Annotated in this window: 20 protein-coding genes; 5 read left to right on the forward strand and 15 right to left on the reverse strand. The window is 65.3% G+C overall.

The genetic code is table 11. The features are described from left to right. Positions 1-127 precede the first annotated feature (127 nt). Genes E5554_RS19335 through E5554_RS19345 form a run of 3 tightly spaced genes read right to left on the reverse strand, consistent with a single transcriptional unit; the run spans position 128 to position 4367 of the window. Entirely contained in the window at positions 128-1441 is a 1314-nt protein-coding gene (locus tag E5554_RS19335) for an amidohydrolase family protein (RefSeq protein ID WP_136187786.1), read from the reverse strand. Then, positions 1438-2841: an amidohydrolase gene (locus E5554_RS19340; RefSeq protein ID WP_136187787.1), complete on the reverse strand. Its 1404-nt coding sequence runs from the start codon at positions 2839-2841 to the stop codon at positions 1438-1440. Before E5554_RS19340 ends, E5554_RS19335 begins: the two co-directional genes overlap by 4 nt. Continuing rightward, positions 2838-4367 carry a peptide MFS transporter gene (locus E5554_RS19345; protein ID WP_136187788.1) on the reverse strand — a complete coding sequence of 510 codons (1530 nt, stop codon included), beginning with the start codon at positions 4365-4367 and terminating at the stop codon, positions 2838-2840. The genes E5554_RS19340 and E5554_RS19345 overlap by 4 nt, the downstream gene beginning before the upstream one ends. Positions 4368-4531: 164 nt before the next feature. Between E5554_RS19345 and E5554_RS19350 the strand changes: the two genes are divergently transcribed. Both E5554_RS19350 and E5554_RS19355 read left to right on the forward strand, forming a co-directional pair. Continuing rightward, positions 4532-5110 carry a nitroreductase gene (locus tag E5554_RS19350; RefSeq protein ID WP_037511276.1) on the forward strand — a complete coding sequence of 193 codons (579 nt, stop codon included), beginning with the start codon at positions 4532-4534 and terminating at the stop codon, positions 5108-5110. A gap of 73 nt (positions 5111-5183) precedes the next feature. Beyond that, entirely contained in the window at positions 5184-5528 is a 345-nt protein-coding gene (locus E5554_RS19355) for a GntR family transcriptional regulator (RefSeq protein WP_004211328.1), read from the forward strand. Between the two features lie 30 nt (positions 5529-5558). Here E5554_RS19355 and E5554_RS19360 read toward each other — a convergent pair whose 3' ends face one another. The 8 genes from E5554_RS19360 to E5554_RS19390 all read right to left on the reverse strand — a co-directional run bounded on the left by E5554_RS19360 (position 5559) and on the right by E5554_RS19390 (position 14815). Beyond that, entirely contained in the window at positions 5559-7574 is a 2016-nt protein-coding gene (locus E5554_RS19360) for a tetratricopeptide repeat protein (protein ID WP_136187789.1), read from the reverse strand. Positions 7575-7577: 3 nt separating this feature from the next. After that, complete coding sequence (gene prsR / locus E5554_RS19365; protein WP_004211323.1) at positions 7578-8942, reverse strand: PEP-CTERM-box response regulator transcription factor; 1365 nt, start codon at positions 8940-8942, stop codon at positions 7578-7580. Further along, positions 8942-11023: an XrtA/PEP-CTERM system histidine kinase PrsK gene (gene prsK / locus E5554_RS19370; RefSeq protein ID WP_136187790.1), complete on the reverse strand. Its 2082-nt coding sequence runs from the start codon at positions 11021-11023 to the stop codon at positions 8942-8944. The genes prsR and prsK overlap by 1 nt, the downstream gene beginning before the upstream one ends. 10 nt (positions 11024-11033) lie before the next feature. Further along, entirely contained in the window at positions 11034-12422 is a 1389-nt protein-coding gene (locus E5554_RS19375; RefSeq protein WP_136187791.1) for a TIGR03013 family XrtA/PEP-CTERM system glycosyltransferase, read from the reverse strand. Between the two features lie 205 nt (positions 12423-12627). Further along, entirely contained in the window at positions 12628-12885 is a 258-nt protein-coding gene (locus tag E5554_RS19380) for a hypothetical protein (protein WP_004211319.1), read from the reverse strand. An 82-nt stretch (positions 12886-12967) separates the two neighbouring features. Beyond that, on the reverse strand, positions 12968-13654 hold the full coding sequence (locus E5554_RS19385; protein WP_136187792.1) for a sigma-70 family RNA polymerase sigma factor: 687 nt from the start codon (positions 13652-13654) through the stop codon (positions 12968-12970). A gap of 142 nt (positions 13655-13796) precedes the next feature. Then, positions 13797-13928 carry a hypothetical protein gene (locus E5554_RS23520; RefSeq protein ID WP_004211316.1) on the reverse strand — a complete coding sequence of 44 codons (132 nt, stop codon included), beginning with the start codon at positions 13926-13928 and terminating at the stop codon, positions 13797-13799. 92 nt (positions 13929-14020) lie between these two features. Further along, positions 14021-14815, reverse strand: a complete 795-nt coding sequence (locus tag E5554_RS19390; protein ID WP_004211315.1) for a response regulator — start codon at positions 14813-14815, stop codon at positions 14021-14023. 331 nt (positions 14816-15146) lie between these two features. On the opposite strand from E5554_RS19390, the gene E5554_RS19395 reads away from it, so the two are divergent. Together E5554_RS19395 and E5554_RS19400 are read left to right on the forward strand one after the other, a co-directional pair. Beyond that, entirely contained in the window at positions 15147-15341 is a 195-nt protein-coding gene (locus E5554_RS19395) for a NepR family anti-sigma factor (protein ID WP_037511289.1), read from the forward strand. Between the two features lie 59 nt (positions 15342-15400). Next, positions 15401-16954, forward strand: coding sequence for a sensor histidine kinase (locus E5554_RS19400; protein WP_136187793.1), 1554 nt, complete (start codon positions 15401-15403; stop codon positions 16952-16954). A gap of 7 nt (positions 16955-16961) precedes the next feature. On the opposite strand, the gene tgt is transcribed toward E5554_RS19400, so the two are convergent. Continuing rightward, positions 16962-18092 (reverse strand): tRNA guanosine(34) transglycosylase Tgt, encoded by a 1131-nt coding sequence (gene tgt, locus E5554_RS19405; protein ID WP_099234149.1) that lies wholly within the window; start codon positions 18090-18092, stop codon positions 16962-16964. Positions 18093-18151: 59 nt separating this feature from the next. After that, positions 18152-18334, reverse strand: a complete 183-nt coding sequence (locus E5554_RS19410; RefSeq protein ID WP_004211308.1) for a hypothetical protein — start codon at positions 18332-18334, stop codon at positions 18152-18154. Between the two features lie 235 nt (positions 18335-18569). Here E5554_RS19410 and E5554_RS19415 point away from each other — a divergent pair, with 235 nt between their 5' ends. Further along, entirely contained in the window at positions 18570-19505 is a 936-nt protein-coding gene (locus E5554_RS19415) for a crotonase/enoyl-CoA hydratase family protein (protein ID WP_004211306.1), read from the forward strand. Between the two features lie 3 nt (positions 19506-19508). Here E5554_RS19415 and E5554_RS19420 read toward each other — a convergent pair whose 3' ends face one another. Together E5554_RS19420 and groL are read right to left on the reverse strand one after the other, a co-directional pair. After that, positions 19509-21500: an EAL domain-containing protein gene (locus E5554_RS19420; protein ID WP_136187794.1), complete on the reverse strand. Its 1992-nt coding sequence runs from the start codon at positions 21498-21500 to the stop codon at positions 19509-19511. A gap of 276 nt (positions 21501-21776) precedes the next feature. Next, positions 21777-23420 carry a chaperonin GroEL gene (groL, locus tag E5554_RS19425; RefSeq protein ID WP_004211302.1) on the reverse strand — a complete coding sequence of 548 codons (1644 nt, stop codon included), beginning with the start codon at positions 23418-23420 and terminating at the stop codon, positions 21777-21779. Between the last annotated feature and the right edge of the window lie 3 nt (positions 23421-23423).

The raw sequence follows: 23423 nt of genomic DNA on the forward strand, positions 1-23423 counted from the left end.
GGGCCTCTCCTATATCGCGGTTGCGTCCTGCCCCAACGAGGCGGGGTCGCTTTGGTGCCATGGCCCCCGCATTTTGCCGGCAGATGTGCGCGGCATGAAAAAGGGGGCCGTGGCCCCCTTCCCCATCTTACCATTCATAGGCCTTGGGCAGGCTGCCTTCGGCCGGGGTGGCGTAGCGGTCGCGCAGCTTGGTCTGGCGATTGTCGATCGGCTGCTGGATGCCGTCGATCCACACCGCGACCGGCGCCGATTCCATTTCCAGCGGGTCGCCGTCCCAGATCACCACGTCGCCCGCCTTGCCGGCCTTGAGCGAGCCGATCCGGTCGCCCAGCCCCATCGCCTCGGCCGGGGCGGAGGTGATGCTGCGCAGCGCCTGGCCCCAGCTGAGGCCAGTGGCGCCCGGCACCTTGTTGAGCGCGACCATATTGCCCGCCTGCTGGGTGGCGAGGCGCAGCTGCAGCGCTTCGTCCCGGTCCATCAGGCCCATGGCGACGGGCACGCCGGCCTTGACCATGCGGCCGACATTGCTCTGGGTCGCGGCCAGCTTCTCGAAGCTGGAAGGCAGGTCGTCGAGCCCGCCGGCGATCACCGGCACCTTGGCGGCGGCGATCTGGCTGGCAACCATCCAGCCCTCGGTCGCGCCGGCGAGGATCAGCTTCAGCGCCGGGAAGTCCTTCCGGAGCGCCAGCACGCCGAGAATGTCGCGCGCGCTTTCAACATGGATCATCAGCGGCATCGCGCCGGTGACGACCGGGACCAGCGCCTCGGCATCGACGCGGTTGAGCAAAGCGTCCTTCGACCGGCCATCATAGCTGGCCGGGGCCTTGGCATAATCCTGCGCCTCGCGCAGCATCATCTTGAAGGTGAGGTAAGCGGCCGGTCGGCTGCCGCCGGCATCCTCCGCCCCTTCTTCGCCCATCTCGACATATTGGAAGGCGCGCGCCTTGGTGATCGGGTCCATGTCGGCGCCCAGATCGACCACCGCGCCCTGCCCGGCAAAGATGCCGTTGCCGGTCGCGGGCACCACCACCGCGCGGGTCACGCCGGCGGTGCGGCTGATCGCGATCGGATTGGCCAGCGGGTTGATTGCCGGTGCAACATCGATCGCGGCCGAGAAAGGCGTGCGGGCGTTGATGTCGTTGGTTTCCTTGACGCCGGGCACTTCGGCCAGGCCCACGCGCGAGAAGCCCGAGACGATGCCGGGCGTCACCCATTTGCCGCTGGCGTCGATGGTCCTGGCGCCGGCCGGCACGGCGACGCCGGCCCCGGCGGCCACCACCTTGCCGGCGGAAATCACCACGGTGCCATTCTGGATCGGTTCCGACCCGTCACCGATCGCCAGAGTGGCGCCAGTGATGGCGATGGTCTGGGTCAGGGCCATGGGCGAGGCGGCAACGGCCAGCAGCGCGGCGGCGGCGCGGATTGCGGTCTTCATCATCATTTCACGTCTCCCGCGCCGATCTGGCCGAGTTCGAAGTCGGTTACCGGGCGCCGCTTGGGATCATTGGCGTCATAGAGCAAGGCGCCGTCGACCCAGACCTTTTCCGGCCGGGTATAGGTGCTGAAGGGATTGCCGTTCCACAGCACGACGTCGGCCATCTTGCCGACCTTCAGGCTGCCGGTCTGGTCGGCGATGCCCATCGCCTTGGCCGGGTTGATGGCGAGCCAGGTCCAGACGATCTCGTCAGGGATATTGATGCCCATGCGACGGCCCGCGCCCAATGCCTTGGCCGCTTCCTGGTTCAGGCGCTGAATGCCATTCTCGTCATCGGAATGGACGATGGCGCAGGCGCCGGCCTGGTGGACGAGCGGGACATTTTCCTTGATTCCGTCATAGGCTTCCATCTTGAAGCCATACCAGTCGCCCCACATCGCGGCGCAGATGCCGTTCTCGCGCAGCAGGTCGGCGATCTTGTAGGCCTCGACCGCGTGGTGGAAGGCGGTGACCTTGTAGCCGAACTCCTTCGACATATCGATTACATTGGCCATCTCGTCGGCGCGGTAGCAATGGTTCTGGACCAGGATCTTGCCTTCCAGCGCGTCGGCCAGCGTCTCCATGCCCAGGTCACGGGTCTGGTCCTTACCGGCGGCGCGCTTCTTCTGATATTCGCGCGCCTTGATCCAGGTCTGGCGATCGACCGCCATATTGCCCATGCGGGTGCTCGGCTCGCGCCCCTTGGCGCCATAGACGCGCTTGGGATTTTCGCCACAGGCCATCTTCAGGCCATAGGGCGCGCCGGGGAATTTCATCCCCTGCATGGTGCGGGCCTGGACATTCTTCAGGATCACGCTGCGGCCGCCGAACAGATTGCCCGACCCCGGCAGGATCTGAAGCGTGGTGACGCCGCCATTGGCGAGTGCGCGACCAAAACCGGGATCCTGCGGCCAGACCGAATGTTCGGCCCAGACATGGGGCGTGACCGGCGAGGTCATTTCATTGCCGTCCGAATGCGCGTCCACGGCAGGCGAGGGATAGACGCCCAGATGGCTGTGAATGTCGATGACGCCGGGCGTCACGAACTTGCCCGTGCCGTCGAACACCGCGATGTCGGCCGGGATCGGCGTGTCGGGGCCGCCGATCGAGGTGATCTTGCCACCCGACAGGAAGACGACACCCTTGTCGATCCGCCCGCCTTCACCGTCAAAGATGGTTGCGCCGCGGATCGCGGTCGCGACGCCCGGATAGGGCTTGTAGGTCGAAGGATAGGGATTGTCCGGCTCGGCCGAACTGCCCTGAGACGCCGGTGCGGGCTGATCCTTTTCCTTCTTGGCGACCGCCGGCGCGGTCATGCCGGTCGCGACCAGCGCCAGCCCCAGCAGCAGCTTGCTGCGTGCGTTCATGCCTGTTTCCCCTTTTCAGCGGCAATGAGATCGAGATGCATCATGCGTTTCACATAGGGCGAGACGAGCAGCACCAGGCCGCCGACCACCACGGAAAACCAGCCGATGCGGCTGTAGACGTCCAGCACCTGGGTCACGTCGCCCGCTTCACCGCTGCCGGTGGCGCGCGCGATCAGGCCGGCGATGAAATTGCCCGCGGCCATCGCCAGGAACCAGGTGCCCATCACCAGCCCGACCATGTTCGACACCGACAGGCGCGTCATCGCCGACAGGCCGACCGGCGAGAAGCAGAGTTCCGCCATGGTGTGGAGCAGATAGATGAGGAAGACGAAGATCACCGGCGTCAGCGACTGGCCGGCCATCGCCGCGCCCGCGACCAGCACCAGGAATCCGGCGCCGCACAGGATGAGGCCGATGCCGAACTTGGCGGGCGAGGATGGTTCCGCCCGGCGCTTGTCGAGGAAGGTCCACAGCACCGCGAACAGCGGCGCGAGCAGGATGATGTAGATGGAATTGACCGACTGGAACAGCGAGGCCGGCACGTCCCAGCCCAGGATGACGCGATCGACATTGCGGTCGGTGAAGATGTTGAGCGAGGAACCGGTCTGTTCGAACAGGCCCCAGAAGAGCGGATTGAGCGCGATCAGGAAGAGCGCGGCGAACATCCGGTCGCGCTCCACCTTGGTCAGCACCGTCACCGAACGCCACAATATGTAGGCGACGGTCAGGGCGGAGAAGATCAGCAGCGTATAGCCCAGCAGTTCGGCATAGCGGATGACCATCCAGATCGCCGCCACGCCCAGCGCGGCGCTGGCATAGATGGTCCATTCCTGCGAGATCGTGCCGATCGCCGGCGCGCGCAGCTTTTCCGGCGCGGGCGGCTCGCCCTTGCCCAGCAGCCAGGGCCGCAGCCAGACGAACATGACGAGGCCGAGCAGCATGCCGACGCCGGCGGCGCCGAAGCCCCAGCTCCAGCCCCACAGCTCGCCCAGCAGGCCGCAGACGATCGGTCCGCTGGCGCCGCCCAGGTTGATGCCCATGTAGAAGATGGAGAAGGCCGGGTCGCGGCGATGATCGTCACGGGCATAAAGTTCGCCCACCAGCACCGAGATATTGGCCTTCAGGAAGCCGGTGCCGACGATGATGCTGGCCAGCGCCAGATAGAAGCCGTTGAGATAGAAGGCATCCTGCCCCCCCGGCCCTTCGGTGATGGCGATCAGGAAATGGCCGATGGCGATGAACACCCCGCCCACCAGCACCGCCTTGCGCGGGCCCAGGAACCGGTCGGCCAGATAGCCGCCTATCACCGGGGTGATATAGACCAGCGAGGTATAGGCGCCGTAGAGGATATAGGCCTTGTCCTCGCCGAACAGGAAATGTTTGGTGAGGTAGAAAATCAGGATGGCACGCATGCCATAATAGGAAAAACGTTCCCACATTTCCGCGAAGAACAGCAGGAACAGGCCGCGCGGATGGCCGAGCCAGGTCTTGCCTGCCTCCGCCGGTACGGTGATTGCGGTCGCCATCGGACCCCCTTGAAATTGTCTTTTTGTGCCGGCCGGCGAGAGCGGCGGCGTTATGGCGCGGACCCTAGAGGGGAAAGGTGGGCAGAGTCAAAGCAGGGTTGAAGCGATAGGAAGTGCGCCCTTCGCCCTTGCGCCCGACGGTAAAGCGTCCCATTTGGCAACCGATGTTCAACGACCTTTCCAGCCCCCTCACCCTGCTGCAGACCCGCCGTTCCGGCAAGCCGCGCGACCTGATCGCGCCCGGCCCGGACGATGCGCAGCTGCGCCAGATCCTCGAAGTCGCGCTGCGCACGCCCGATCATGGCAAGCTGGCGCCCTGGCGCTTCGTGATCGTGCCGCAGGACAAAAGGGAAAAGCTGGCCGCGCTGCTGGAGGCCGCCTATCGCGCCGAGAAGCCCGAGGCTGGGCGGCTGGAGATCGAGGCGATGCACCAGTTCGCGCATCAGGCGCCGACATTGGTAGTGGCGCTGTCCAAGCCGGTCGCGGGCAGCAAGATCCCGGTCTGGGAACAGGAATTGTCGGCTGGCGCGGCGATCATGAACCTGCTGCACGCCACCCATGCGCTGGGCTTTGCCGGCGGCTGGCTGACCGGATGGCCGAGCTTCAACGACGATGTGCGCGACGCCTTTGGCAGCGCGGACGAGCGGCTGGCCGGATTCGTCTTCATCGGCACGCCCTCACGCGCGCTGGAAGAACGGCCCCGGCCAGATTATAACGATATCGTATCGACATGGGACAGATAATTGCCGAAAATACGGGCTTTCACGTAACAAGGTCCATTGACCTGCACGGCTGTATTATGGCACTGATGCACTTATGAGCGACGAATCCAAACCCGTCTATCTCCGCCTTCGCGAGATCATTGCCGCCTCCATCCTGGATGGGGACTATCGCGATGGCGACCTCCTCCCCTCGGTCCGCGCCTTTGCCGCGCAGCAGGGCGCCAATCCGCTGACCGTGGCCAAGGCCTATCAGAGCTTTCAGGATGACGGTCTGGTCGTCGTGAAGCGCGGCGTGGGCATGTTCGTCGCCGATGGCGCGACCCGCAAGCTGCGCGAGGCGGAACGCAGCCGCTTCCTGGAAAGCGTGTGGCCGCCGGTCGCAGCGCAAATCCGGCGGCTGGGCATCCGGCTCGACGAACTGGACAGCCAGAAGGTCTGAAGAAGAGCGCCCTGCGGGGCGCTTTTTTTTTTACAATGAAGCGAGCGCCTTCACCGCCTGCTGGCGATCGGGGAAATGGGCGGCGGCCGCGCGCGACAAAGCGCGCTTCGCCTCCGCCTTGCGCCCGGCGGCGACATAGGCCTGCCCCAGATGGAGCTGGAAGGGCGGGTTTTGCGGCGCGAGGGCGACCGCCTTTTCGAGCAGGTCGATCGCCGCCGGCCCCTGCGCATCGGTGCGCAGCAGCACCAGGCCGTAGATATCGGCGGTGACCGGATTGGCCGGCATCAGGCGATAGGCCTGGGCGGCATAGAGGCGCGCCTTGCCGGGCGATCCCGTTTCCAGGCTCGCGCGGGCCAGATCGGCCATCAGCAGCGCATCATGGCCGCCGGTCTGCGCTTCCACCGCCTGCAACAGACGCAGCGCGCCGCGCCAGTCATGCGCCTGCATCGCCGCCCCGGCCGCCAGCCGTTGCATCTCCACGTCCATCGGATTCTGCGCCAGGAACAGGCTGATAAGTTGCAGCGCGCGGGCGGGATCGCCCGCCGCGCTCCAGGCCGCGACCAGCCGCAGCGCGGCATTGCGATCGAACCGGATATTGGCCGCCGCCTCGAAACTGCGGGCAGCATCGGCGGGCCGGCCGGCAGCGACCAGCGCATCGCCCAGCACGACATGGGCGGCCGGAGCGCCAGGATTGGCGCGCGCCAACAGCGCGGCGCGGTCGACCGCCTCGCCCGTGCGCCCCTGCATCAGCAGCGCGTGGATATAGGGGATATTGTCGGCCGCGGTGGCGACATCGGCCGGCGGCGTCATGACGGCGTTCGTACCGCCCAGCAGGTCCGACGAGGGACGCACCGGCCAGGAGGTGCGGGCCAGCAACGCATCGGCCTGCGCGCGATCGCCCAGTTGCTCCTGCGCGCGGGCAGCCAGCGTCAGCACATAGGGATCGGCATCATGGCGATCGACAAGGGGCGCGAGCGTCGCCGCCGTGCCGGCATAGTCGCCGGTCAGATAGGATGCGCGGGCCAGCAGCGTGCGCGCCACGCGATTGTCGGGCTGCATCGCCACCAGCGGCCCCAGCGCATCGGCCGCCAGCACGGCATTGCCATCCGACAGGTGCAGCACGCCGCGCAGCAACCGGGTCGCCGGTTCGCCATCCAGCCGGCCATCGGTGCGCGCCAGCAGGGTGCGGGCAAGATCGATCTGGCTGGCGCGGGCAGCGATCACCGCCTGAAGGAACCAGGCGCGCGGATTGCCGGGATCGAGCGCCAGGATGCGCCGGCTGACGCTGAGCGCGCGGCTCGCGCGGCCGGCATCGGCCAGCGTCGCGGCATATTCGGTGAGCGGGGCAAGCGCATTGGGATGATCGTCCAGCGCCCGTTCGAACCAGGGCAGCGCCGCCGCCAGCCCATATTGATCGCGGATCAGCATGCCGCGCAGGGTCAGCGCATCCGGATCGCCCGGTGCCAGCGTCAGCGCCTTGTCCGCGGCCGCAATCGCCCCGGCCTGATCGCCCAATGTCAGGCGGAACCGGCCGAGATCGATCCAGGTCCGTGCTTCGCGCGGGGCGAGATGCAGCGCATCGTCAAAGGCGCGCTGGGCGGCATCATTGTCGCCCTTGGCCTGCCAGGCGCGGGCGGCGACGCGGGCCGCCTCGGCCGACTTGGCTTCGCCCGCCTGCACCGCGCGCAGGGCGCCATCGGCATCGCCCTGCAACAGCAGCGCCTGCGCCAGCAGTCCATTTATGTCCGCGACGCTGGCGCCCAGCTTGCGCGCGCGCAGCAGATCGGCCTGCGCCCCGGCGCCATCACCCAATTGCACCAGCGCGCGGGCATGGCCCAGTCGCGCCGGCAGCGACGCCGGATTGCCGCGAATGGCGTTCATCAGCTCGATCCGGGCGGTGCGCGCATCACCGGCATCCAGCGCGGCCAGCCCGCGCGCGAGCGCGGCACTCCCGTCCGCCTCATGCACGCGCCACTGCCACAGGCCGGCCAGCGCCAGCAGCAGCAGGGCAAGGCCCGCCAGCAGGATCAGGCGTGAGCGCCGCATCGATCAGCCCTGCATCTTATATTGCTTGAGCAGGTCATAGAGGGTCGGCCGGCTGATCCCCAATATCTTGGCGGCGCTGGAAATATTGCCGTCGGTACGGGCGATCGCCCGGCGAATGGCGCGACGATCGGCCATTTCGCGCGCGGCCTTGAGATTGACGACCTCGCTGCCTTCGGCCCGATCGCCGTCGAGATCGAGATCGGCCGCCGTCACATGCTTGCCATCGGCCATGATGACCGCGCGCTTCACGCGATTTTCCAGCTCGCGCACATTGCCCGGCCAGCCCCAGGCGTCGAGCGCGGCGAGTGCATCGGGGGCGAAGCCCTTGACTTGCGGGTTCATGTCCTGCGCGAAGCGGGTGAGGAAGTGGCGCGCGAGCAGCGCCGGATCGCCCGGCCGGTCGCGCAGCGCGGGGATGCGGATGACGATCTCGGCCAGGCGATAATAGAGATCCTCGCGGAAGCTGGCGGCAGCAATCATCGCGTCGAGATCCTGATGGGTGGCGCACACGATGCGCGTATCCACCGCGATCGGCTGGCGCCCGCCGATCCGTTCGATCACCCTTTCCTGCAGGAAGCGCAGCAGCTTCACCTGCAAGGGCAGCGGAATGTCGCCAACCTCGTCCAGGAACAGGGTGCCGCCCTGCGCCTGCTCGATCTTGCCGGGGGTGGTCTTGACCGCACCGGTGAAGGCGCCCTTTTCATGCCCGAACAGTTCTGATTCCAGCAGGGTTTCGGGGATGGCCGCGCAATTGATCGCGACGAAGGCACCACCGCGACGCGGGCTGGCATCATGCAGACCCTGCGCCAGCAATTCCTTGCCGGTACCGCTGGCGCCCAGCAGCATGACCGAGACATCGGCGCTGGCGACCCGCTCGATCGTGCGGGCGACCCGCATCATCTCCGGCGCGCCGGTGATCATCCGGCCGAGCACCCTGCCCCCCTCCGGCGCGGCTTCGGCGAGGCGGGCATTTTCCTGCTCCAGCGCGTGGACGTGGAAGGCGCGGCGCACGATCAGGCCCAGTTCGTCAATGTCGACCGGCTTCTGGTAGAAATCATAGGCGCCGCCGGAAATGGCATTGAGCGCGCTTTCCCGTGCGCCATGGCCCGACGCCACGATCACCTTGGTATCGGGCTTGATGCGCAATATCTCCTCCAGCGTGGCAAAGCCCTCGCTGGTGCCGTCCGGGTCCGGCGGCAAACCCAGGTCGAGCGTCACCACATCGGGCGCCTCCATCCGCAGCATCTCGATCGCTTCCAGCCGGTCGCCGGCGATGAACAGCTGATAATCCTCATAGGCCCAGCGCAATTGCCGCTGCAGGCCGGGATCATCCTCGACGATCAGCAATTTGGGGCGGGTGTCGCTCATCAGGCGGCCTTTCCTTGAACATCATCGCGCGCCGGCGCGGGCGCCAGCGGCAGGCGCAGGGTGAAACGGCTCCCCACGCCGGGTTTGCTTTCCACATCAATCCGCCCGCCCATCGCCTCGGCAAGGCTGCGCGCCTCGAAAGCGCCGAGGCCAAAGCCGCCGGCCTTGCTGGACGAAAAGGGCTTGAACAGATCGCGGCGAATGAATTCGGCGGTCATGCCGCAGCCCTGATCGACCACGGCCAGCGTCGCCTGGCCATGCGCGCTGCCCAGATGCAGTTCGACCGGGCGATCGGTATCGCTGGCGTCGATCGCATTCTGCAGCAGATGGACCAGTATCTGCTCGACCCGCGCCGGATCGGCGAGCGCGACCGGCACGTCGCCGCTGACGGTGATGGCGCGCTGGCGGGCGCGGCTGCGCACGACCTGATCGACCAGCGGGCCCAGCGCCACTGGGCGCGGCTCTTCGGGCCGGCCCTTGTTATGCTGCGACAGGCGGGCAAGCATGTCGTTCATCTTGCCCACCGATTCCTTGAGCGTCAGCAGCATGTCGGCGCGAAAATCGGGATTGTCGGCGTGCCGCTCGGCATTGCGCGAGAGCAGCGACAATTGGCTGACCAGATTCTTGATGTCATGCGCGATGAAGGCGAAGCGGCGGTTGAACTCGTCGAAGCGCTGGGCGTCGTCGAGCGCCTGCTGCCCCTGCGCCTCGCTGATATGGGTCGCCGCCTGGCGCCCGGCAGCGCGCAGCATGTCGAAATCCTCCCAGTCGAGGCGGCGGTCGATCGGCGGCGGCGCAAGCAGGATCGCGCCGATCAGGCGGCCATAATGGAGCAGCGGCACCAGCGCCCAGACATGGGCATCCTCGATCAGCCAAGGCGGCAGGTCGAAGGTGGCATCGCCATCGCGGATGCGACCGACATCGACGATCCAGCCGCTCCCTTCCCAGCTTTCCAACTGGTCGAGCGGCAGGGACAGGCCGGCAATCGGCTCCTGCGGCCAGTTCCATTGCGCCTCGAACGCCAGCCGACCATCATCGGTGCGCAGCAGCAGCAAGGCAGCGGGGGAATCGGTGATATCGGCGACCGCCTTGGCCACCCGCTCGCCCAGCGGCGGGGCATTTTCGCCCGGACGACCGATGGTTTCGCCAAAGCGCATCCATTCGGTGCGATAATCGTAGCGATGCTGGAAGAAATGCTTGGCGACCTGCACTTTCCAGAGCGCGCGCATCTGTGGCGAGGGCAGCAGGACGAGCGCGGTAACCGCGACGAAGAAGACCGCGCCGATCTCCACCACCCGCGCATAGGGACCGGCGATCATTTCGATCAGCACCGCCGCCGCGGTCAGCACCACGACATAGAGGCCGACCGCGACCAGCGAGAGCGACTGGAAGGCAATGGTGCGCGACAATTGCAGCCGCCCGGCCATTTCCTTGCGCATGCCGATGGCGATCACCGGCGCCAGCAGCGCCATCAGCGGCCCGCGCAGCGCGTATAGCTCGTTGACCCGATCCATCGCGAAATAGCCGATGACATAGAGATTGAGGTCATAGGTCCACATCGCCGCCAGCGCGCCGAGCAGCAGCGATACCCGCCCGCGATCGCGCGAGGGCCAGGCGGTGTAAAGATGATGGACCAAGAGCAGGCAGCCGATCGCGGTCATCATCCGCAGCACCAGCGACACCGCCACCAGCATCTGGTGCAGATCGCTGCGGACCGGCAATTGCCGCCAGGTGAGATCGGTCGAGGTCTGGAGGAAGATGAGGCCGGCAACGGCGAGATAGACGAGACCGACGGCGACCAGCGAACCGCTGCGCGAGGCCGGGCCGCGCCGCAGCATGACGAACAGCAGCATCAGCCAGGCCGCGTTGCGGATGCTTTCCCCGATGCCCGACAGCGGCTTGTCGACGCCGCCGAACGAGACATAGAGCGCCCAGCAGGAGGTCAGCAGCAGCGCGCTGGCGAGCATGCGCGGCTCGGCCGCGTCGTCCCGGCGCCGCAGGATGAAGATGCCAAGCGCGGCGAACAGGACCGCGGCCAGTGCGTGGCCCCAGTCGCCGATGAATTGCAGCAGCGCGCTCATGGCCTGCCGCTCAGCGCGCGCCGTCGGGCCAGAGGATCACCCGCACCGTCTGGATCAGGATCAGCAGGTCCAGGAAGGGCGTGTAATTCTTGGCATAATAAAGATCATATTCCAGCTTGTGGCGAGCGTCCTCGATCGACGCGCCATAAGGATAGTTGATCTGCGCCCAGCCGGTGATGCCGGGCTTCACCATATGCCGTTCGGCATAATAGCGCAGATGCTGTTCCAGATCCTCGACGAACTGGCGCCGTTCCGGGCGCGGGCCGACGAAGCTCATCTCGCCCTTCAGCACGGTCCAGCTCTGCGGCAGTTCGTCGATGCGCAGCTTGCGCAGCCAATAGCCCAGCCGCGTGATGCGCGGATCGTCCTTCTCCGCCCAGACCGCCTGGCCCTTGACCTCCGCATCCTGGCGCATGGTGCGCAGCTTCACGATCCAGAATTCCTGGCCATAGAGGCCGACGCGCTGCTGCCGGTAGAAAGCCGGGCCACGGCTGTCGAGCTTCACCAGCAAGGCGGCGAACAGGATGATCGGGCCGGTCAGCAGCAGCAGGATCGAACTGGCGATGATGTCGAAGATGCGCTTGGCGATGCTGGACAGGCGACGACCGGCGGAAAAACCGTCGGAAAAGATCAGCCAGCTGGGATTGACGCTGTCGAGATCGACGCGCCCGGTCTCGCGCTCCAGGAAGGTCGAGAGATCGTTGACATGGACGCCGGTGGTCTTGATCCGCAGCAGGTCGGACATGGGGATGGCATTGCGCCGTTCCTCCAGCGCCAGCACGACCTCGCTGGCATTGAGACGCACCACATAATCGGACATGTTATAGATGGCGGTGCGGTTGATCGCCTCCTCCACCACCTGGTCGCCGTCATTCATGGCGATATAGCCGACCACCAGGAAACCGGCGCCGCGCTTCTGTTCCAGGTCGCGGATGCGGTTGGCGCGCCGGCCAGCCCCCAGCACGACAAGGCGGCGCTTGAACGCCTCCCCGCCGAGCAGCGACCCCAGCAGCATGCGCGCCAGCAGCAGCAACCCCATCGCCAGCCCCATCGCGTAGAGCGAGTTGGAGCGCCACAGGGTGATGCCGGGCAGCAGGAAATACATGACCGAGAGGAAGATGACGCCGAGCGAGATGGCGACCAGCAGGCGGGCGAAGGCGAAGCGGATCGATTGCAGCGCTTCGGGGCTGTAGACGCCGACCGCCATCATGCCGGTCTGGATGGCGAAGGCGAAGCTCAGCAGCGGGCCGATGCGGGTCGCGATCGGCTCGACATCCATGCCGATCTGATGCGCGCGCAGGATCCAGCCCGCTTCCGCCGCGCCGATCAGCAGCAGGAAATCGAGCAGGCCGAGCAGCAGCACCGCATGAGGGACATAATGTTTGAACAGCCTGATCATCGTATCGCGCTTCTTCCCGCAGCACCGCCCCTCCGGTCGGGAAGGGCCGCCAACTGGAGTCGGCCCAGCCTTACAACAAGCTGTAAGGAAATCCGACAGGGCTCAGACCCTGCCTGAAAATGGCAAAGAAAATCTGAAGATGGCGCCAATGACTGTAAATCAAGGCGACACCGGATCGCCTTGTCCCGCCCGATCGCAAGGAGGTTCAGTTGTTGTTGCGCAGCTTGTCCGCGGCATTGCGCGCGGCTTCACCCACGATCCGGGCACCATTGTCGACCGAATCCGCCGCCTGGGTAATGGCGTCGGCGCGCCGATCCTCTCGGCTTTCATTGGTGAGATAGAAGAAGCCGATCGCCAGGATCAGGGCCAGCGCCACCAGCGCGAAGACGATGCCGCCGCTGCCTTGCGGACGATCCGAGCGTCGCCCGGTCCGATCCTGTCGATGTTGCGGGTCGCTGCCCATGGCTTCCATCCTTCCCATGGCCTTTCAACCGACAAGCCGGGCGGATCGTTCCCGATCACGCCGTGGCAACGGCATTCCGCCCTCAATCCTCGGCGGTCTTGCCCCCCATGTCGTCATCGCCGTCGTCGCCGGCGCCATGGTCGACCAGATTGTCGGAAATGCGGCCACGGCTCAGGCGATCGACATCGTCCATGATCTCGTCCAGCACCGCCGTGTCGGTCGTTTCCTGCGTCCGGCGCGAGGGCAGCGCGCCCTCCTCCAATATCTGTTCGAGCGCGGCGCGACCGCGGGCCACGCGGCTTTTGATCGTGCCGACCGCAACACCGCAGATTTCCGCCGCTTCCTCATAGGCGAAGCCACCCGCGCCGACGAGGATCAACGCCTCGCGCTGGGGCTGGGGCAGTTGCAGCAGGGCGCGCTGCATGTCGCTGAGTTCGACATGCTTGTCCTGACCCGCAGGCGCGGCAAGCAGCCGGTCGGCAGTAAGATCGTCCCAGTCGCCGCGGAAGCGCGAACGGCGCATCTGCGAGAGATAATGATTGCGCAGGATGATGAAGGTCCAGGCACGCATGTTGGTGCCGGCCTGGAAGCGGGCACGGGCGGCCCAGGCCTTGAGCAGGGTTTCCTGGACAAGATCGTCGGCAGTGTCGCGATTGCCCGACAGGGATCGCCCGAAGGCGCGCAGATGCGGAATGACCGCGGCCAGTTCACGCTTGAACTCGCCGTCCGACAGTGCCTCGCGCGGCGCCTGGTTCAGCCCTTCATCCACGGCAGCAACCCCCGTTTCGACTGTCGCCCTCGCTGCATGAACCGAAGTCGTCAAAGCCATATATGCATCCGCACCCTAGTTCGATTACCGCCAAAGGCCAATTCCCAAGATACCCCTAGAAACGCCCATTTTTTCCACTGCCTTACCGCCAGAGAACCAGCAGCATCACGATCACGGCCAGTGCGAGCGAAATGCCCAGCACATAGCGAACGACGTGCGGCGTGGCGCCGCCCCGTGCGTCCTGCGTCGAGATATGCTGCTCCTCGTCGGCCATCAGCCCTCTCCGAATCGTTACGCATATTTAACGCGTTAAAGCCGGGAGGGTTCCGCCGACCGTCACAAAGGATCGGCCGGCGGGAAGACAGGTCAGGCCGGGGCGGTCGCTTCGTCGAAGAAAAGCGCCTGCGAGATCGCGGCCTTGACCGTCGAGCGCTGGAACGGCTTGGTGATGAGGAAGGTCGGCTCGGGCCGTTCGCCGGTCAGCAGCCGTTCGGGGAAGGCGGTGATGAAGATCACCGGCACCGAGAATTCGGCGAGAATGTCCTTCACCGCGTCGATGCCGCTCGAATCATCGGCCAGCTGGATATCGGCCAGCACCAGGCCGGGCCGCTCCGCCAGCGCCTCGCGCACCGCATCCTCGCGGGTGACGGCGATGGCGGTCACGTCATGACCAAGGTCGCGCACGATCGTCTCGATATCCATCGCGATGATCGGCTCATCCTCGATGATGAGGACCTTGGCACGGGTCTGCGCCTCGATCTCCTCCAGCGCTTCCTCGACCAGGGCTTCGACATCGGCGGTGTCGAGGCCGATCAGATAGCCGGCATCTTCCGTGGTGAAGCCTTCGAGCGCGGTCAGCAGCAGCGCCTGACGCGGCAGCGGGGTCAGCCGGGCCAATCGGGCATGGGCGATCGCCTCCTGCCCGATCGATCCCGAGAAGCCGGGCTCGTCATCCAGATGCGAGGACGACCAGATCGCATGGAAGGTCTTGTAAAGGCCGAGGCGAGGATCGACACCGCTGGGAAATTCTTCTGGCGCAGCGACGATCGCTTCGAGCGTGGCGCGCACATAGGCGTCGCCATGAGTCTGGCTGCCCGTCAGCGCGCGCGCATAGCGCCGCAAGAAAGGAAGATGGGGGTGCAGTTGCTGTCCAAGCGACATCGGTAAGTCTTCTCCCTGCCCTGTCGGGCCTGTTGTCCGAAACATCGGCTCGCCGGAGGATGGGATGACGATGCCGCGCTGGCAAGCCCCTCTCCCCCTGCCGCCGAATGACCGACGGTGCAAAAAATGCTTCGAATGCCGGAACCATCGACACCAAGATTTGTTTCACTCTCGTTCGGTTTTTTCGACGGTAACAGCTTTTTGGTGAAATTTGCCCAGCTTGGTGAATTGACGCCGCTATGCGTTGCGGCGAAATAGCGGACAGGCTGGCGTCACGGATTTAGCTTCAAAGGGGCTGATTTTGGTTTCTTCAACAACGGAACGGGACAGGATGGGAGGGGATATTGACGTCGGCACGACCATCCGCGACCGCGACATGAAGACTGCGCCCGAACCACGCAAGCGCCGCGCGGCCGCGAAAAAGGACGAGGCCCAGGTGTCCCAGGTACTCAAGTCCGTCTATCAGCGCACGGTCGACGAAGATATTCCCGCCGAAATGCTGGACCTGCTCAGCAAACTGGACTGATCAACGCTGGTCGGGGCGGCATTTCCCTGCCGCCCATACAAGGACCCTCTCGATCCCCCATGACCATGTTCGGCGTCTATCTCCGGTCCACCGGCGTCAAGATGTTCCTCATCCTGACGCTCGCGCTGCTGCCGCTGGGGCTGATCGCGCTGGTGGCGTCGTTGCAGGCGATCCGCACTGCCGACCTGGAGAAGGAGGCGTTGCTGCGCGTCGCCGTGACGCAGAGCGCGCGCAAGCTAACCGCTGATCTCAACGCCGATCGCACCGCGCTGGGCCTGACCGTCAACGCGCTGGCCGATGGCAAGGCGGACGGCGAAATCTGCAACCGCCTCTCCTTCTTCCTCACCGCGCAGGACCGGAACGGCATCCGATTCTATATCTATGACCGATCGGGCAAGAAGCTGTGCGGATCGACCACGCCAGAGCCGGCCGGCATTCCGCCCGCGCGCCGTTTCATCGGTCCGCGCGTCGAACTGCTGTCGTCCGGCGACTTCCTGCTGTCGCGCACCCACAGCCATGACAACCGCGTCGCGGCGCTGGCCTATTATTCGCGGCCGCATCTCGAAAGCGTCGCCGATCCGGCCACCGCGCTGCAGAACCGGCAACTGAGCCTGCGCCAGGGCGAGCGGCAGATGATCGTCAGTCGCCCCGGCAGCCGGATCGACGGCCATAGCAGCAGCCTGTCCGCCCGGCTCGACCCGCCCGACATATTGCTGACCATGACGGTGCGCGAGCCGCCCGCGACGATCGCCCGGCTGCTGTCGCTGTTCCTGCCGCTGGTGATGTGGTTCGCGGCCGCGGCGATCGGCTGGTTCGTGGTCAATCGGCTGCTTATCCGCCCGCTGGTGCTGCTGCGGCGCCAAGTTGCCGCCTATCAGCCCGGCGAAGTGCTGGAGCCGTTGCGGCGCATCCGCACCCCCGCGCACGAGATCAGCGACCTGGGCGACACATTCCGCGAGATCAGCGAGGATGTCGCCACCCATGAGTCGGAAATGGCCGCCGCGCTCGACACCCAGCGCAAGCTGACGCGCGAGGTGCATCATCGGGTCAAGAACAACCTGCAGATCATCGCCAGCCTGATCAGCCTGCATGCCCGGTCGGCGCATGAGCCCGAAGCAGTTTCGGCCTATGGATCGATCCAGCGCCGGGTCGATGCGCTGTCGGTCGTCCATCGCAACCATTTTGCCGAGCTGGAGGACAATCGCGGCGTCGGCGTGCGTCCGCTGATCAGCGAATTGTCCGCCAGCCTGCGCGGCACTGCCCCGCATGAGGCGCGCCGTTTCGGCATCCAGATCGACAGCGACGATGATCTGCACATCAGCCAGGATGTCGCCGTTCCGGTCGCCTTCCTGGTGACCGAACTGGTCGAACTGGCGATGCTGTCCGATCCGCGCGCGACGATGCGGATATCGGTGCATCTGGAGGCCGATCGGAACGACCGCGCCCTGTTGCAGATGGCGTCGCCCGCGCTGCGCGCCGGGCCGGAAATGACGCTGTTGCTGAACGAACGCTATGGCCGGGTGCTGACCGGCCTGTCGCGCCAGCTCCGTTCCCCGCTCGATCATGATGCCGAAGCGGGCCGCTACAGCATCGCGATCAGCGTCATTCCCTGAAAAACCGTCAGACCCGCTGATAGTCGCGGCGGAAATCTGCCGTGAAGGTCGACAATGTGCCGGCCGCAATATTGTCGCGCAGGCCCTGCATCAGTTCCTGATAGAAATGGATGTTATGCTGGGTCATCAGCATCGCGCCCAGCATCTCGCCCGACTTCACCAGATGATGGAGATAGGCGCGGCTCCAGGTCGCGCAGACCGGGCAGCCGCAGCGCGGATCGAGCGGGCCCAGATCCTCGTTGAACTTGGCGTTGCGGATGTTGAGCGGGCCGGCCCAGGTGAAGGCCTGGCCATTGCGGCCCGACCGGGTCGGCAGCACGCAATCGAACATGTCGATGCCGCGCTCCACGGCGCCGACGATGTCGTCGGGCTTGCCCACGCCCATCAGGTAGCGCGGCTTGTCCTGCGGCAGCATGTCGGGCGCGAAGTCGAGCGTGGCGAACATCGCCTCCTGCCCCTCGCCCACCGCAAGGCCGCCCACGGCATAGCCGTCAAAGCCGATCTCGATCAGCTTTTCCGCCGAAATCTTGCGCAGCCCTTCGTTGAGCGAGCCCTGCTGGATGCCGAACAGGGCTGCGCGATCGGCATGGTCGCCGCCCGCATCGAAACCGTCGCGCGAGCGCTTGGCCCAGCGCATCGATCGCTCCATCGACCTGGCGGCCTCGTCATGGGTGCAGCCATTCTTGGTGCATTCGTCAAAGGCCATGACGATGTCGCTGTCGAGCAGCCGCTGGATTTCCATCGAGCGCTCGGGGCTGAGCATATGCTTGGAGCCGTCGAGATGGCTGGAGAAGGCGACCCCCTCCTCGCTCATCTTGGTAAGGGCGCTGAGGCTCATCACCTGATAGCCGCCGCTGTCGGTCAGGATCGGCCGGTCCCAGCCCATGAAGCCGTGCAGGCCGCCCAGCCGCGCCATGCGTTCTGCGCCGGGGCGCAGCATCAGATGATAGGTGTTGCCCAGGATGATGTCGGCGCCGGTGGCGCGCACTTCGGCCGGGCGCATCGCCTTGACGGTGGCGGCGGTGCCGACCGGCATGAAGGCCGGCGTGCGGATCTCGCCGCGGCGCATCTGGATCGCGCCGGTGCGGGCCTTGCCGTCGGTGGCGGCGATCGAGAAGGAAAAGCGGGGCTTGGTCATCGCCGCGCTCTAGGAGCGAACGCCCGCGCGCACAAGAGCAGCGCGGCCGGAGCGCCGTTTCAGCCGGCCCGGCGGACGCCGTCGAACAGGGTCATCGCGTCGATATCGAACCCCTCGACCCGGCGATAGCGGCCGATGAAGCGCAGACAATCGGTGGACAGGCGCAAGGTCCAGGGCTGGCCCTGCGCATCCTGTAGCGTGAGTGTCACATTCTTGCGGGCCGGAAGGCGATGCATGTCCATGCGATCGCTCTAATTAACAATGGTTAACAAAGGGCTGAGCAGACGGGCTGAAAAGGGGAAACGAAAATTTCTGTTGCGATATCGCAACAACAATCTCCATTTCGGCGCATTTACCGCGCTTTCCGGGCAACAGTTGCGGATAAAAATGGTTAATGATCTGTCAACTATTTGTCCCGCACTGCATCATAAGCGCCGACCGTCGAAGGTTCAGATTCAAGAGAAAAATGGGGCGCACATGATTGATTCAGGACGCTTTAGTGCAGCTGACGAGCGCGCGACCGAGGTCGAAGCGGCATTCGAGATCGAAAGCTTTGGCGAGGATGCCGTAACGTCATCCCCCGCCCCTTCCCAACTGTTCGACCTGGGCCAGATCGACGTGCAGTGGGAGGCCGAATCCGAAACACTCTGGGCGTTCATGACGCCGGCCAATAGACCCAATTTCAGCATGACCATGCTGCGCGACGTCCGCTACTGGTATGCCGAGACCAAGCGGCTGTTCGATGCTGGCCAGTTGCCGGTCAAATATATGGTCGCCGGCTCCCGCTTCCCCGGCGTGTTCAATCTGGGCGGCGACTTGGAATTGTTCGCCGGCTGCATCGAGCGCGGCGACCTGCCCGGTCTGGTCCAATATGGCCATGCCTGCATCGACGTGGTCCATCGCACCTGGCGCAACGGCGACATGCCAGTGGTGTCGATCGCGCTGGCGCAGGGCGACGCACTGGGCGGCGGGTTCGAGGCGCTGCTCTGTTTCGACGTGGTGATCGCCGAGCGCAGCGCCCGTTTCGGCCTGCCGGAAATGCTGTTCGGCCTGTTCCCCGGCATGGGCGCCTATTCGATCCTGTCGCGCAAGCTGGGCCGGCTGGCGGCCGAGCGCATGATCCTGTCGGGCAAGGTCTTCACCGCGGAAGAGATGTTCGACATGGGCATCGTCCATACGCTGGTGGAGGATGGCGAGGGTGAAGCGGCGGTGCGCGATTTCGTCGCCCGCAATCGCCCGCACCATGCCGGCCATGTCGGCGTCTATGAAGCCGGGCGACGGGTCGATCCGCTGCACCATGACGAACTGAAGGATATTGTCGAGAATTGGGCCGCTTCGGCGCTCAAGACCGACCTCAAGGATATCCGCATGATGCGCCGGCTGGCGTCCGCCCAGACGCGCCTGACCAAATAAGGATCAGGCCAGGCGGCGCTGGCGGATCAGCGCCGCCATGTCATGGATATCGGCCCTGTTGCGGTTGAGCAGGGCCTGCAACTCGCCGATCGGGACCGGCCGGCTGAGGACGAAGCCCTGAACGTTGGTGAAGCCGGTTTCGCGGGCGTAGCGCAACTGTTCCTCGGTCTCGATCCCCTCAGCCACCGTCTCCACCTCCAGCGCGCGGGCCAGATAGGCGACGGACTGGGCGATAGCGCGGTCGCGGGAATTTTCGCCGACGCCGCGCATGAAGCTCTGATCGACCTTGATCGTGTCGAACTCATGGGTGCGCAGCGCGCCCAGCGAGGAATAGCCGGTGCCGAAATCGTCGAGCGCCAGGCGCAGGCCGATACGGCGCAATTCGCTCAGGATCAGATGGGTGCGGCGATCATCTTCCAGGAAGATGGATTCGGTGACTTCCAGCTCCAGCCGGCGGGCCTTTAGCCCCGACTGGAGCAGCGCGGAGATGACCGCGCGCGGCAGGCCGTCGGTCTTGATGAGCGCGGGCGAGATGTTGACCGCAACCCGGATATCCTCGTCCCAGCCCATCGCGTCGCGGCACGCCTGTGCCAGCGCCCAGTTGGTCATCGGCTCGATCAGGGCCGAGCTTTCGGCGATCGGGATGAACTCTGCCGGGGAAATCCAGCCCAGTTCGGGATGCTGCCAGCGCATCAGCGCCTCGCAGATGGTGATCCGGCCAGTCTCGGTATCGAAGATCGGCTGATAATGAAGTTGCAGCTCGCCATTGGCGAGCGCGCTGCGCAGCCCGGTCTCCAGCTCATAGGTGCGGTTCTGCCGCTCCTTCATGGTCCAGTCGAACTGGGCATGGCGGTTTCGGCCGGCATGCTTGGCCTTGTAGAGCGCCAGATCGGCATGCTGCAGCAGTTCGTCGCCATCAGCGCCATCTTCCGGTGCGACGGCAATGCCCATCGAGGCGGAGATGGTCAGATGATGACCGCCGACCTCGAAATCGCCGGCCAGAATGCGGGTGATGTCGCCCGCGATCACTTCGGCCTGGATGCGGCTGACGCCGGGGCAGATCAGCACGAACTCGTCGCCGCCGAAGCGCGCGACATGGCCGCGCCGGTCGAGCGCACGGGTCAGCCGCTCGGCCACCTGGCACAGAAGCTGGTCACCGACGATATGGCCCAGCGTGTCGTTGATTTCCTTGAACCGGTCGAGGTCCATCCACAGGACGGCGGTCTGATCCGCATCGGAAATGCGATTGTCGAACAGGTCGCGCAGCCGCATCTGCATCGCCATGCGGTTTTCCACCCCGGTCAGGCTGTCATAGCGGGCCAGCCGCTCGAACTTGATCGCAAGGTTGCTCTTCTCCTGCTTGCCCTGCATCGCTTCCAGCACGATGCGGTGCGTGGTCTTGGTGATTTCCGCCATGGCGAAGATCATCAGGAAGCAGAGCACACCAAGCACGACATAGCCGACGCCGCCCGCGATCAGCAGGCCGATGGAGGTCGGCAGCATGGTGAAGCAGGTCTGGCCGACCGCGACATGGACCCGGCCGGCATTGCGCCCGGAAATGCCGCCCGCATAAGAGGCGACCATGCCGACGGCCAGCACATGCAGGGTCGCATCCTGGCTGATCGTCAGGGTCGCGAGCGATTGCAGCCCGAGCAGCGCGGCATAGATCCAGGCCCCCATTTCATAGGCGACCCCCCAGATCGGACGCGCCGGACCATCCTGATGCGCCAGCGCGCGCTGGAAATAGACGGCCGAAATGGAGCGACTGATTCCCACGATCAGGACCAGCGCGGCGATGATGTGCATGGTCAGAACATGGGCCTGCCAGGCGATCACGATACTGAGCGAACCTCCTGAAATCGCGCCAGAAAGCAGCGATGCCGGGGAGGCATAAAGCGCCTTGACGAGGCTGTCCTGTACCTCAGCATTCTGCTGGGTACGGGGCGCAAAGCGCGCGCGCAGGACTGCGCACAGATGGCGGACGAGGCGTGACACGTGCCAGCATAGTGGCGGATCAGCCTTGAGATTTGGTAAACCAGATGCCCACCAAAGCAGATCAATTCCGCTGCCCGATCAACAATATCCCCCTCTCCTCCCCGGCCAAGGCACCGTCATATGGGGCCGGAAACAGGCTGTAGGACAGCGGAAACGACAGGCATGAAAAAGGCCGGTGGATTGCTCCACCGGCCCCTTTCTTGTCGCGTGAGCGAGAACTTCTTTGAAGTCGCGATCGAACCGCGGGCGGGCGTTGCCCACCCGCTACGATCGCTTTTAGAAGTCCATGCCGCCCATGCCGCCCATGCCACCCGGCATGGCGGGCATGGCGGGCTTGTCTTCGGGCAGTTCCGAAACCGCGGCTTCGGTGGTGATCAGCAGACCAGCAACCGAGGCAGCGTTCTGGAGCGCGGTGCGCACGACCTTGGTCGGGTCGATGACGCCGGCGGCAACCAGATTTTCATAGGTGTCGGTCGACGCGTTGAAGCCGAACGAGGTGTCGGTCTGGTCGAGCAGCTTGCCCGAGACGACAGCACCGTCATGGCCGGCGTTGGCGGCGATCTGGCGAACCAGCGCGGTCAGCGACTTGCGAACGATGTCGATACCGCGGGTCTGGTCGTCATTGGCGCCAGCGACGCCTTCGAGAACCTTGGTCGCGTAGAGCAGCGCGGTGCCACCACCGGGGACGATGCCTTCTTCGACGGCAGCGCGGGTCGCGTGCAGGGCGTCGTCGACGCGATCCTTGCGCTCCTTGACTTCGACTTCGGTCGCACCGCCAACCTTGATGACGGCAACGCCGCCAGCCAGCTTGGCCAGGCGTTCCTGCAGCTTTTCACGGTCATAGTCCGAAGTGGTGACTTCGATCTGCGCACGGATCTGCTCGGTACGGCCCTTGATCGAGTCGGCATCACCGGCGCCATCGACGATGGTGGTGTTGTCCTTGTCGATGGTGACGCGCTTGGCGGTGCCCAGCATGCCCAGGGTGACGTTTTCGAGCTTGATGCCCAGGTCTTCCGAGATCACTTCGCCCTTGGTCAGGACGGCGATGTCTTCCAGCATGGCCTTGCGGCGATCGCCGAAGCCCGGTGCCTTGACCGCAGCAACCTTCAGGCCGCCGCGCAGCTTGTTGACGACCAGGGTCGCCAGCGCTTCGCCTTCGATGTCCTCGGCGATGATGAGGAGCGGACGGCCCGACTGAACCACGGCTTCCAGGATCGGCAGGATCGACTGCAGATTCGAGAGCTTCTTCTCGTGGATCAGGATGTAGGGATCAGCCAGCTCGACGGCCATCTTTTCCGGGTTGGTGATGAAGTAGGGCGACAGGTAGCCGCGGTCGAACTGCATGCCTTCGACAACGTCCAGCTCGAAGTCGAGACCCTTGGCCTCTTCCACGGTGATGACGCCTTCCTTGCCGACCTTTTCCATGGCTTCGGCGATCTTCTCGCCGACTTCCTTGTCGCCATTGGCCGAGATGATGCCGACCTGGGCCACTTCGGCCGAACCGGCAACCGGCTTCGAGCGCGACTGGATGTCCTCGACAACCTTGGCGACGGCGAGATCGATGCCGCGCTTCAGGTCCATCGGGTTCATGCCGGCGGCAACCGACTTCATGCCTTCGCGCACGATGGCCTGGGCCAGAACGGTCGCGGTGGTGGTGCCGTCACCGGCGATGTCGTTGGTCTTCGAAGCAACTTCGCGGACCATCTGGGCGCCCATATTCTCGAACTTGTCCTTCAGTTCGATTTCCTTGGCGACGCTGACGCCGTCCTTGGTGATGCGGGGGGCGCCGAAGCTCTTGTCGATGACGACGTTGCGGCCCTTCGGGCCCAGGGTCACCTTGACCGCGTCGGCCAGGATGTCGACGCCGCGCAGGATGCGCTCACGAGCGTCACGCGAAAACTTTACGTCCTTCGCTGCCATGAT

This window comes from Sphingobium sp. PAMC28499 (assembly GCF_004795815.1).
GTDB lineage: Bacteria > Pseudomonadota > Alphaproteobacteria > Sphingomonadales > Sphingomonadaceae > Sphingobium > Sphingobium yanoikuyae.

Coding starts and splice junctions, on each gene's coding strand:
- E5554_RS19335 (WP_136187786.1), bottom strand. CDS start 1,441: ATGATGATGAAGACCGCAATCCGCGCCGCCGCCGCGCTGCTGGCCGTT.
- E5554_RS19340 (WP_136187787.1), bottom strand. CDS start 2,841: ATGAACGCACGCAGCAAGCTGCTGCTGGGGCTGGCGCTGGTCGCGACC.
- E5554_RS19345 (WP_136187788.1), bottom strand. CDS start 4,367: ATGGCGACCGCAATCACCGTACCGGCGGAGGCAGGCAAGACCTGGCTC.
- E5554_RS19350 (WP_037511276.1), top strand. CDS start 4,532: ATGTTCAACGACCTTTCCAGCCCCCTCACCCTGCTGCAGACCCGCCGT.
- E5554_RS19355 (WP_004211328.1), top strand. CDS start 5,184: ATGAGCGACGAATCCAAACCCGTCTATCTCCGCCTTCGCGAGATCATT.
- E5554_RS19360 (WP_136187789.1), bottom strand. CDS start 7,574: ATGCGGCGCTCACGCCTGATCCTGCTGGCGGGCCTTGCCCTGCTGCTG.
- prsR (WP_004211323.1), bottom strand. CDS start 8,942: ATGAGCGACACCCGCCCCAAATTGCTGATCGTCGAGGATGATCCCGGC.
- prsK (WP_136187790.1), bottom strand. CDS start 11,023: ATGAGCGCGCTGCTGCAATTCATCGGCGACTGGGGCCACGCACTGGCC.
- E5554_RS19375 (WP_136187791.1), bottom strand. CDS start 12,422: ATGATCAGGCTGTTCAAACATTATGTCCCTCATGCGGTGCTGCTGCTC.
- E5554_RS19380 (WP_004211319.1), bottom strand. CDS start 12,885: ATGGGCAGCGACCCGCAACATCGACAGGATCGGACCGGGCGACGCTCG.
- E5554_RS23520 (WP_004211316.1), bottom strand. CDS start 13,928: ATGGCCGACGAGGAGCAGCATATCTCGACGCAGGACGCACGGGGCGGC.
- E5554_RS19390 (WP_004211315.1), bottom strand. CDS start 14,815: ATGTCGCTTGGACAGCAACTGCACCCCCATCTTCCTTTCTTGCGGCGC.
- E5554_RS19395 (WP_037511289.1), top strand. CDS start 15,147: ATGGGAGGGGATATTGACGTCGGCACGACCATCCGCGACCGCGACATG.
- E5554_RS19400 (WP_136187793.1), top strand. CDS start 15,401: ATGACCATGTTCGGCGTCTATCTCCGGTCCACCGGCGTCAAGATGTTC.
- tgt (WP_099234149.1), bottom strand. CDS start 18,092: ATGACCAAGCCCCGCTTTTCCTTCTCGATCGCCGCCACCGACGGCAAG.
- E5554_RS19410 (WP_004211308.1), bottom strand. CDS start 18,334: ATGGACATGCATCGCCTTCCGGCCCGCAAGAATGTGACACTCACGCTA.
- E5554_RS19415 (WP_004211306.1), top strand. CDS start 18,570: ATGATTGATTCAGGACGCTTTAGTGCAGCTGACGAGCGCGCGACCGAG.
- groL (WP_004211302.1), bottom strand. CDS start 23,420: ATGGCAGCGAAGGACGTAAAGTTTTCGCGTGACGCTCGTGAGCGCATC.